This is a genomic window from Flavobacterium sp., from assembly GCF_013822155.1.
Taxonomy (GTDB): domain Bacteria; phylum Bacteroidota; class Bacteroidia; order Flavobacteriales; family Flavobacteriaceae; genus Flavobacterium.
In genome coordinates this window covers 1-11,250 of the sequence record NZ_PNJW01000079.1, presented here as the reverse complement: position 1 = coordinate 11,250, position 11,250 = coordinate 1, and the positions used below count along the sequence as shown (strand labels likewise).

The following is an 11,250-nucleotide window of genomic DNA, read 5'->3' as shown; positions in this document are numbered from 1 at the left end:
TGATTCTATTTTGCTATTACTTAAGACTTTTTTAAAATGCAGTACTTTGTCAGAACAAGTTCCTCCCAATCCTGATGCAACATAATTTTTATTATTAAGCATAAACAAGTTATGAAACGGAACTGTTTCAAACTCTTTGAGAAGTAAATTTTCTATTTTTTGAATTCTATTCATATTCATTTATGATTTATGCCTCTTTTTTCAATTGCTATGTCAAATGTTGGATATGAATTAAAATAGTCATTCTTGGCTATTTTTTCAGAAAAATAATTATTCCAAATCTCTTTCAATTGTTGTTTTTCTGTTTTTCCATTTTGAGTTAAATATTCCACTACTAATTTTCTAATTCCAGAACCGACGTCAAAAGACATTTTGCTTCGTTCAATTATTTCTTTTGGCAAATCATCCGCAAATTCTTCTCTTAAAATTTTCTTTCCAATTAATCCTTCCTCTGTTTCTTGAATTAAATTTGCACAATTGCGGACTGTTCGCAGATAGAATTCATAATCAGTTACAAATGCATGATCAATTTTAGTGATGTCGATATCGGTGATATTATATTTCCACATTAAAAAATCTTTGGTGTGTTTTAGTGATGTTACATAGCGTTCCAATGTTCCCGGAGCATATTCTTTCCCGATTAAAGCTTTGATTTTGTTGTTATGGTCTTGGAATATTGGGATGAGGGTACGGGTGCGTTCTGATTTCCCAAGATGTTCTAGTTTAAAAGATTCAAATGTTATTTCAACTTCTTTCATAAACAGTCTTTTTTCTGTCTCATACACGTTAGCTTTGAATAGTTCTAGTTGACTATTTACTGTATGAGCCTCCTCTGAATTACCCTTCATTCTGCTAATTTCTGATGACCATTTCGATTCATCTACATAATGACCGGTACTGATGTCAAACCTTTGACCGTTTACTGTAATCCGTTGAAAAATTGGCATTCGCCCAATGGCATTGACTTTTGATTTTCTGAGATAGAAAAGTACATTGATTTTAGCTTTCATTTTGGTAACCTTTAAATTGATAGTTAATTTACACTAATTATCAATACAAGAAAAGATGTTCATTTTCTGAACCACAGGGTTCATGGGGGTTCAAGTGAAAATAGGTGCACCTTTTTTACCATTCTACTGGTGCACCGAATAGTGCACCTTAAGTTTGATTAATTTTGAATAAATTGAGGATTATGTTAAAATAAAAAACCCTTTAAATGTTGAATTTAAAGGGTTTTAGTTCATTTTGATAGAATATCAGCGGAGAAAGAGGGATTCGAACCCCCGGACCTGTTACAGTCAACAGTTTTCAAGACTGCCGCAATCGACCACTCTGCCATTTCTCCAATAAAACACAATCATTTTCTGATTGCGAGTGCAAATATAGAACGATTTTTTGTTTCTGCAAACGTTTTATGGCTAAATATCAGACTTTTTTTTTCCTAAAACTAACTCTTTCGCAATCAGAACTTTCTACTGCTTAAAACGTTCAACTATACATCTTCTCATAATATTCATCCACCATTCTGGCTGAATCAAAAAACGGTACTACTGTATTCATGCTTTCAATCATGATTTTATTCCAGTCCTTCCGTTTTTTATAATACATCGGAACAACTACATTTTCCAATAAGGTTAATAAATTATCTAAATCCTTGGCATCCTGCTCATACGTTGGCAAATGATGATCAACTGTTGGCAACACAAACGAATTAACTCCATTATCATAAAACTCACAAATCCAACCATCATTAGTCGATAAATTGATAGAACCATTCATGGCGGCCGACATCCCACTTGTTCCCGAAGCTTCACGGGTAACTCTAGGTGTGTTCAACCAAACGTCCGACCCTTCTTTTAACTGTCTGGAGAGCTTCAATTCATATCCGGTTAAAACTGCCATATTATCAAATGACCGACTTAAATAAGCTAAGGAATTAAAGGTATTGATGGCACCATAATCCATTGGATAAGGTTTTCCTGCAAAGATGAGCTGTATTGGAAACTCCTTATTATCCATTAATCGTCTAAAACGGTCATGGTCGCGTGTGATTAAATCCGGGCGTTTGTATTCCGCAAAACGTCTGGCCCAAACTATCGTGAGTACATCATCTTTAAATAACTTTCCGGTTTGGTCTGCTACCACATCAAACAGTTTATGTTTCAATCGGGCTTTTCTTTTCAAAATACCGGCCGGATTATTGGCAACTCTGGCTTCTTCTAAGAATGGGTCTGCCCAAAAGTTTTTATTTTGTGCATTCGTGATGTGAGTTATCGGGCAAACACCGTCATAACCTTCCCACATGTGTCTGGATACTTCCCCGTGCAATTTCGAAACGCCATTCGCTTTGTGACTGAAACGTAAACCCACTAAGGTATGATTAAATGTATTGTCATAAATGCCTGAAATAGCTCTCACCTCTTCCATCGGTAAGCCACAAAAGAAGCTTAGGTTTTGCAAAAAGTAAATGTCGTGCTTTTCATTTCCTGCTTCTTCCGGAGTATGGGTTGTAAAAACTAATCGTTTTTTAAGTTCATCTAAATTATGTCCGAACTTTTTATACAAATGAAAAGCTCCTGATAAAGCATGAGCTTCATTAAAATGGTATAAATCAGGTTGATAATTCAATTCATCTAACAACTTAGCTCCGCCAACACCTAACACCATGCATTGGGCCACTTTTGCATTTGGATCGGAGTCATACAAACGAAACGTAGTCGATTGAGCCAAATAATCATTCTCCGGTAAATCCGTAGAAAGAAAAAACATGGGAGCCGTGCCAAAAGTGGTTGGGTTCAAAAACATGGCTTTAATCCAAACAGGGTGGTTATTGATTTCAATCGTAAACCGAATGCCGGTATCTTCTAAAAAGTGAAAAATCTTTTCCTGAAACATCACTCCCATCGAGCGATCTTCTTTTCGAATTTGATCATAATAACCTTGTTTCCATAAAACGCCAATACCAATGATGTTTTGTTTCAAATCAAAGGCACTTCGCATATGAGAACCTGCTAAAAAACCCAATCCTCCGGAATAGATTTTAAAGCTTTGATCAATGGCAAATTCCATACTGAAATAGGCCACCGATGTTTTATATTTTTTGTCAAAGGTATACGGGTGTTTGTACTGTTTGGGCAAAGTTGAGCTCATGCTGTCTTTTTTATACGTTTAAAAATAGAGAAAACGGTAGAATTAAAAAGGAAATAAATCAGTAGAACACTGTTTTTCAGTAGCATACAAAAAGCATTGCCTTTCAATAAAAACCAAGCCAAATATAAAAAAGAATATTTATATAAAAGGTAGAATTTCAGTGATAATATAGGTCAAAACAGCCTCAAATGTTCTTTTGATTCATATGCTGACTATTCAACAAAAAAAGACTCAATCAGATGAATATAAATATGAATTTTATAACTTTTTACAAGAATTGTATAAACGAGTTGACAACTTTTATCCCGTATTTTACTAAACAATAATGAAGCTAAAATTAGCTGTGAAAAAATAAAATGTATTGCTGCTTTGTCAAGAGAAGAACATCGTCACCTGATTTAAAATTAGGTACTAACAAACAACAATGCTATTTTAATGAAACCGGTTCAGGAAGATATTGTGTACTCAATCCACACTTTCACCGGAATATGTCAGGAGGAGTTTGTTATCGTTTTGGTTACGTTTAACAAGCTCCAAATGATTATTTATACCTATCCCAACACATGATGTGCCAACACTTTTTGCACATCATACACATCAACTCCTTTATTAAATTGTTTAACAATACTTGGATGCGTTTCACTGGAAACCCATATTTTCAATTCTGCTTCAAGGTCAAAAGTACCGGCAGTTTCCACACTGAAACGACTAATGCTTTTGTAAAGTATCGATTTATATTCCACTTTACTACCGGTGATGCCTTGCTTTTCAATCAATATCAGGCGTTTATTGGTAAAGATGAATGTGTCGCGAATCAGTTTAAAACCCAGTTCAATAGTTTCAGAATCTGTCAGTAATCGACCATACTTTGTTTGAAGTTCCTCCGGTTTTACTGATCCCGCGTTGCCTAATAAGGCTGAAAATAGTCCCATATCTTACGATTGTTTAAGTAAACCTCAAAGATAGAAACTTCCTTCCGATTTATTTTATCAATGCGATAAAAAACTACTCTTATCCATATACCATTTTAGTTCTTTTTCCATTTTTTGGAGTTTGACTAACGTGGCTAAATCTTTTTGTATACGAACAAAGGCGGTTTCACTTTTGATTATATAATCAAATGCATCATGCAGCATGCAACTCACTGCTACCTCTATTTTATCCTGACTGGATAACATTATAACCGGTATATGTGATTTTGATTCCTTAATGATATCTAACGTTTCTATGCCGTTCATTGCTTTTTTATCAATGCCGTCTAAGTGATAATCAAGTATTATCACATCAGGTTCATGGTCTAACGCTGCTATACACAACTCTCCTGTCACATAGGTTTCTATCTCGAAATCACCATGCTGCAGGAATTGTATTTCCAGTGATTTCAAAAACACAATATCATCGTCAACAAGGAATAGTTTTAATTTGTCTTTATTTTTCATCGTTCATAGCATTTAATTCATTTTGTAATTCAACACACGAGTGATTGCATACTCGCTCTAAAGATTTAATCATCTCTTCTAAATCCGGGGCGTGTTCCAATGCATCGGCATATACTTGCACTTGCTTAGCCATTTTGGTATACTCATCACTAATACCCACAATAGAAAAGGAAGGTATCATTTTATGGACAGTTGATTTCAACAGTGCCCAGTCTTTCGAGTTATAACTCTTTCTCATCATCGTGACTAAAGGAGGGGTTTGCAGCAAATAAGCCGTAATCATTTCCCGAATCAGTTTTGTATTCGATTGGGTTAACTTGTTCAGATAACTCATGTCTACATACCGAATCGTATCTGTAGCCGTTGGTTTGCCCACTTCATGATCGATGATTAAAATAGGTTTTTTTATCAACCCGATTAACTTACTATACAATAACCGCTCATCAACCGGTTTTGAAATATAATCATTCATTCCCACTTCTTTGCATCTCGCTACATCCACCGTTGTTACATCGGCAGTTAAAGCAATGATGGGAACTGTCAATTTTAATGTTTCTCTGATATAGGTTGTTGCTTCAAAACCATTCATTTCCGGCATTTGCAAGTCCATTAAGATGATATCATACGCAGTTGTTTCCAACTTTTCAACAGCTAATTTACCATTAGCCGCTATTTCACATTCAAACCCAAAGTCGTCTAACAGCGTTTTCATCAACAACTGATTCAGTTCCATATCCTCCACCACTAATATCTTAGTGTCTTTAATATCCGTATTCAACGGAATCATTTCAGGCTCAACAACTGCCAAGGCAGAAGTCTTACTGAAATCTAAAACAAAACTAAAAGTTGAACCCACATCAAGCGTACTTTCCACTGTAATCGTTCCGCCTTGAGCTTCCACTAATTGTTTAACAATGGCTAATCCTAATCCAGTACCGCCAAACAATCGAGCCGTGCTGCTCGTGGCTTGTTGGAAGTTATCAAATATACTGCTTATTTTACTTTTCTTAATCCCGATACCTGTATCGGTTACAGAAAATTTTATGCTCGCTTTCTTATCCTCTTCTTTCAATAACCTAACAGCTAACACTATTGAACCCTTGTTCGTAAACTTAACCGCATTACTGATTAAGTTCAAAATAATTTGATGCAATCGAACCGGGTCACCCACCAATACTTCCGGAATGCGTTCATCATATTCAGTCAATAACGCCAAATTCTTTTCCTGTATTTTCGTTTCAAAAAGATGTAACATCGCCGCAATCGACAAATTCAGTTTAAAAGGTGTCTTTTCAAAGTTCATTCGTCCCGCATCTACTTTGGCTAAATCAAGAATATCGTTAATCAAAACAATCATGGCATCACCACTCATCTTGATGGCCATTAAATATTCTTTCTGTTTTGCTGTTAGTTCAGTCTTTAAAACCACTTTAGTAAAACCAATTATGGCATTCATCGGAGTTCGGATTTCATGGCTCATGTTCGACAGAAACTGCTGTTTCGACTTCACCGCTTCAACGGCAACATTAGTAGCTTTCTCCGCTTTTATAGCGGCTTCTTCAGCAATTTGCTTCGCTTTGATAAGTTCGTCTTCAATTCGTTTTTGCTCTGTGATGTCACGTGCAACCACTACGGCTCCTATAACCGTATTGTTATCATCTTTATACACTGAACCATTAAAAAGCACTTGGGTCAACACACCATCTTTTATGGTTAACGGATAATCTGAAACAAACCCTTTCGAAAAAACTGCTTCATAACCTTCCTTCGCTTTTTCAGAATCCGTAAAATAAGTAGTAAAGTTTGAACCTATCAACTTTTCCCGTGCCATTTCCGTTACCTGAACAGAAGCCTGATTTGCATCTGTAATAATTCCTTCCGGACTAATCGTAAACAACGGATCCCGACTTGCCTCTATCAAACTCAGCGAATATTTAGACGCCAATTGCATCGCATAGCTGTGTGCTTTTGACTCTTCATTAATAATGGTATGATTCCGAAACACAAAATAAATAAACAACAGCAATAGAAATACGCCCGCAAACAGCGAAAACAAAACTATCTTATTCATGTCCGTACTAAACGTGTTTTCACTTTTACGCACTTTCAGCAACATAAATTCTTCTGCATTAATTGCCTTAACACTCTCACGGATTGCCTCGGTTTTAGCTGTGCTAAATTGCAAAAACAAATATTGTTCTTTGCTATTCTCTGGCTCTTTTGATTTGGCTTCAATCAGTTTTTCCGACATCTTGATGCGGTTAGCAATCAAGATTGCTAAGTCTTCTACCCTTTTATGCTGGCTCGGATTATCCTTTGTTAAGTGTAATAGTATAACAATGTTTTGCTCTACTTGAGCCAAACTCTGTCTATAAGACGAAATAAATGAAGGATTCCCTGTTAACAAATAGCCCCTACTCGCCGTTTCAAAACTCATCACATCCAGCAGTAACTCCTGGTTTTTATCCATCACTGCATAGGTATGCGTAACATGATTACCGGAAGAAATAACCTTTTTTGAATTAAAATAAAAAATTATCCCCAAAGCGATAATAATTAATATCGCTAAGTAATAATAAACGGCTTGTGATAAGGCTATTTTGTAGGTCATGATTCGTTGTCTGTTTCCTCTTCAACAGTGTGTCGTTTCTCTTTCATTTTCTTGAAATGCGAGGGAGACAGCCCGGTCACTTTCTTAAATTGATTCGACAAATGGGCCACGCTGCTGTAGTTCATCTTATAAGCAATCTCGGTGAGGTTCAACTCTCCATAAACCATTAGCTCTTTGATGTATTCAATCTTATGATTAATAATGTATTGCTCAATTGTGGTTCCCTGCACTTCAGAGAACAGATTCGCTAAATAAGTGTAGTTGTGATTCAACTTTTCACTCAAGTGATTCGAAAAATTAACCTTAATTATTTCATCGGAATGATAAACCATATCGATAATGATATGTTTAATTTTCTCAATCAAAATAGATTTTTTATCATCCATTAATTCCAGCCCTGTGCCCAGCAAACCTTCACTCAGTTGCAAGCGTTGCTCGGCAGTCAAGTCTTCCATTACGTCAACTTCACCCCAGTCCAGAATGACAAAGTGTAACCCTAACTTTTGCAACTCATCCCTTAGCATGATGCGGCAACGGTTACTCACCATATACTTAATAAATATTTTCAATTATCGTGGTTTAGAATATTTTTATAAAGGTCAGGCTTATTTAACGGTTACTATCATATTATCCCGTTAAAATATTGCATAATTCATAGGTTGAAGCAATTGCCAATAAAAAAAGTTCTCTTTTTTGTAGGATTAATGCAAACTTATTTGTAAGTTTGAGACACCAAAAACAACCACCCCCTTTTTATCAACCGTGCTGCGTTCTATCTTCCCTAGTATACCCTAGGGCAAGATGTATATAATTTTATTCCATAAACTAAACCACTAAGAAGAGAAAGGGCCTTTGTTTTTACAAGGGCCTTTTTTAATGGCTGTTCGTAAGTAACATTTATTCGATTAAACCCCTTCTAAACTAGTATTTCATTACTTTTTAACCCTATTTGCTGTGAAATCAATAAAAATGATGTGAATATTTTGCAGTTTAAAAACACTTTTATACTTTTACTACTCCTGAGGTTGAAGTCATATTTTTATGATTAAGTAAAGTCCCGATTCTATCGGGGCTTTTTTATTGTAGCAACAATTGGTTTGATATTGATAGATTTTAGAGAAAGAAGCCTCCTGAGAAAACCCAAAAGCACTTCGCATTAAGAACACCATAGCCGGAAGCCATCCTAATTACCCCTACACCACCACCGAGAATAAGTTACTTCCGTTGTCTGAACAACCATTCCATCAGTAAGGAATCACTATAAGCCATTAGCCATGAAAAGTGGCCTACTTCCGGATATTGCGTATACCCTGGATGTGCTCCGGCTTTTGTTAAGGCCTGAATCATCGTTAGCGAATAGGCAGGATCTACCGCAACATCTTCCGCACCATGAAACACCCAAATAGGAATATGCTTAATCGTGCTTGCCAGCGAACTATCGCCGCCGCCACAAACAGGAACGGCCGCTGCAAACAAATTAGGGTAGCGTTCAATCGCATCAAAGGTTCCAAAGCCGCCCATGGATAAGCCCGTTATATAAATCCGGTTCGTGTCTATCGGATACTTTTTCACCGTTTCCTCAATTAGAGCCATTAAAAGAGCCATTGGTTTGGAAGGTGTTTGCTGCAATAAAAACGTTTGACCCTCTTTACCATCCGAAAAATTAGACCAATCGGAATCCAACGGACATTGTGGAGCAAGCACAAACGAAGGATATAACTTCATGTTCTCATCACTCGCAAAATTAGCCACGCCCCATTTCAATTGAGCTTCATTATCGGTTCCGCGTTCGCCTGAACCATGGAGAAAAACAACCAACGGGTATTTTCGAACCGTGTTATAATCCGGATAAAGCAGTCGGTAGGGCAATGTTTCCCCTTTTTCATTGCTGTATTTTTCAACACTAAAACGGGAAACTTGACCGTAAGCCGTTTGTATCAAAACCACACAAAGCAAGGTCAAAATCATTTTTGCGGAAGAAAGCTTGTTGAAATTCATCGTGTATTCGTTAAGTTAGTAGTAATCCCTTTCATAAAAACAGCCCGGCAACACCATTCCCCTCACCCACTCGAACTGATTTTAAAGTAATGTAAATATAGCAGTTTTATGGCACATTAGGAATCTTTTTTTATCTAAAACCCTAAAAATGTTGTGAATAATTTGCTGTTTAAAAATAAATTACTACTTTTAATCGACCATAGACAGTCTTCTTGATTAGTAATCAAGGTTTAGCCCCGATTTAATTGGGGCTTTTTTTATTGTAGATTGGGCTTAAAAGGAGCTGTGTTATGGACTGAAACCTCTGCTCCTGTTTGTGTATTTGAACCGCAGTTTGCTCTTTAGAAGCGGATATAAAAAAATGTAGTTATCTTTTGTTTATAAGCTGTGTTACTTTTTCAAAGGAAAGGCCAGTGTATTCGCAAAATTCTTCAATGGTGATGTATTGGTGGGGTTCTTTGTTGAACTTTACTTTCATTTTGTGGATGAGGTTTCGGGCATACCGTTCGCTTCTTCCCAATAATACTTGAATGTCTTTGGTGTAAATTGCTTGTCTTTCCATGGCATCGTAATTATGAATGATTATTGTTAATGGAACACGCTTATCGAAAGGAATGAATTGGAATGCTATTGTACTCCCTTTTTGGAACTATAGAGACACTACTTTTATAACACTCCTATAACACTAGTATAACTTAGGTATAACTTAGGTAGTACACTAGTGTAACTTCGATTAAATTAGATTATTGTATTCATTCAATTTGTTGATGGAAATGATAGTTTTTGGGATAAAAGCCACTTGGCTATTGAAACTATTTGCGTGGTATCGCACATCTTGTAGGAAATTCTACGCTAAATAAATAAAATAATTGGAAAAAACCAAACTTAACGGCAAAATTGGCAAAAAAAGTTTAAATCGGCACGAAGGATTTTTTGTATTGAATTGACTCCCATAGCTTTGTGTCATTATTAATCCCCAAATTTTTTTTATTATGGCCAAACAAAAAGGCGTATTTAAGATTGAAGGAACGTTAGATGACGTTACCTTTTTTAAGCGAAGAGATGTTTATCTGGTTCGCAACAAAGGCGGAGTTTCAAAACAACGCATTATGAACGATCCGGCCTTTGCCCGTACGAGAGAGAATGGCACTGAATTTACGAATGTTGCTCACTCGGGCAAGATGATTCGCAATGCCAATTCCGTATTAATCCGTAAGGCGTATGACGGAACGCTTAGTAACCGCTTAATGAAAGTATTGTCCTTGGTTAAAAACGAGGATGCCAATTCGTCTCGCGGGAACCGTACGGTTTTTGAAGGCATCGGTACAAATGATGGAAAGAACTTGTTGAAAGGATTTGACTTTAACAGTCGTTCTCAATTGACTTCGGTTTTGCAAGCTCCTTTTGTTTTGGACACTGCTACGGGCAAAGTGACTATTGAGGACTTGGTTCCTTTAGACATGTTGGCTTATCCACAGAACTCGACTCATGTTAGTTTTAGAACCGGGTTTTTGAACTTGGATTTTGAAACGGGAGCATTTGAGATTACTTACAGTCCGGTGGTTACTTTAGAGCTGGATATGACTGTTAGTTCGCCAGAAATGCTACCGACGGCAGTTCCGGGAGGTTCGGGCACGCAGTTTTACTTTTTCCTGATTGAGTTTATGCAGGAGGTGAATGGCGTTCAATATGCTTTGAATGATGGGAAGTTTAACGTGCTGAGTCTTTTAGATGTTGATTAGTGAAAGCGGCCTTCGGGCCGTTTTTTTTTGTTTTCAGCTGATATTTTTTTGGTTTTTAGTTCTTTGATTTTTTTGGTTCTTTTGGTTATGGGATTGAACGCGGATGACGCAGATGACGCGGATTAAAAGGATTTTTTACGGATATCGCTTCGCGATAAGGGGATCCCGAAGTCTCGGGACGGATTTATTCGGTTTATTAATTTTTTTAGTTTTTTTAGTTTTTTTAGTTTTTTTAGTTTTTTTGTTTGAGGGATGGAACACAGATTTGATGGATTGAATGGATTTAAAAGGATTTTTTATGGATATCGCT

9 protein-coding genes and 1 tRNA gene are annotated in these 11,250 nt (G+C 36.5%); 1 reads left to right on the top strand and 9 read right to left on the bottom strand.

All coding sequences use genetic code 11. The features are described 5' to 3' along the window. Positions 1 to 176 precede the first annotated feature (176 nt). The 9 genes from C0512_RS13870 to C0512_RS13830 all read right to left on the bottom strand — a co-directional run bounded on the left by C0512_RS13870 (position 177) and on the right by C0512_RS13830 (position 9,760). Positions 177 to 1,010, bottom strand: coding sequence for a phage integrase SAM-like domain-containing protein (locus C0512_RS13870; protein ID WP_290862577.1), 834 nt, complete (start codon positions 1,008 to 1,010; stop codon positions 177 to 179). 250 nt (positions 1,011 to 1,260) lie between these two features. Next, a tRNA-Ser gene (locus C0512_RS13865) sits at positions 1,261 to 1,345 on the bottom strand. A 143-nt stretch (positions 1,346 to 1,488) separates the two neighbouring features. Further along, positions 1,489 to 3,150 carry an alpha-glucan family phosphorylase gene (gene glgP, locus C0512_RS13860; protein WP_290862575.1) on the bottom strand — a complete coding sequence of 554 codons (1,662 nt, stop codon included), beginning with the start codon at positions 3,148 to 3,150 and terminating at the stop codon, positions 1,489 to 1,491. A 551-nt stretch (positions 3,151 to 3,701) separates the two neighbouring features. Next, entirely contained in the window at positions 3,702 to 4,082 is a 381-nt protein-coding gene (locus tag C0512_RS13855; RefSeq protein ID WP_290862573.1) for a PH domain-containing protein, read from the bottom strand. 57 nt (positions 4,083 to 4,139) lie between these two features. Next, a complete protein-coding gene (locus C0512_RS13850; RefSeq protein WP_290862571.1) occupies positions 4,140 to 4,589 on the bottom strand; it encodes a response regulator in 450 nt (149 codons plus the stop codon). Next, positions 4,579 to 7,200: an ATP-binding protein gene (locus C0512_RS13845; RefSeq protein WP_290862569.1), complete on the bottom strand. Its 2,622-nt coding sequence runs from the start codon at positions 7,198 to 7,200 to the stop codon at positions 4,579 to 4,581. Before C0512_RS13845 ends, C0512_RS13850 begins: the two co-directional genes overlap by 11 nt. Continuing rightward, positions 7,197 to 7,769 (bottom strand): AraC family transcriptional regulator, encoded by a 573-nt coding sequence (locus C0512_RS13840; RefSeq protein ID WP_290862567.1) that lies wholly within the window; start codon positions 7,767 to 7,769, stop codon positions 7,197 to 7,199. The genes C0512_RS13845 and C0512_RS13840 overlap by 4 nt, the downstream gene beginning before the upstream one ends. A 646-nt stretch (positions 7,770 to 8,415) precedes the next feature. Next, the gene (locus C0512_RS13835) at positions 8,416 to 9,198 is read right to left on the bottom strand and encodes a prolyl oligopeptidase family serine peptidase (RefSeq protein ID WP_290862565.1); all 783 of its coding nucleotides are present in this window, start codon (positions 9,196 to 9,198) and stop codon (positions 8,416 to 8,418) included. A 367-nt stretch (positions 9,199 to 9,565) separates the two neighbouring features. Next, a complete protein-coding gene (locus C0512_RS13830; protein ID WP_290862563.1) occupies positions 9,566 to 9,760 on the bottom strand; it encodes a hypothetical protein in 195 nt (64 codons plus the stop codon). Positions 9,761 to 10,307: 547 nt separating this feature from the next. Here C0512_RS13830 and C0512_RS13825 point away from each other — a divergent pair. Then, a complete protein-coding gene (locus tag C0512_RS13825) occupies positions 10,308 to 10,940 on the top strand; it encodes a hypothetical protein (RefSeq protein ID WP_290862561.1) in 633 nt (210 codons plus the stop codon). The last annotated feature ends 310 nt before the right edge of the window (positions 10,941 to 11,250 follow it).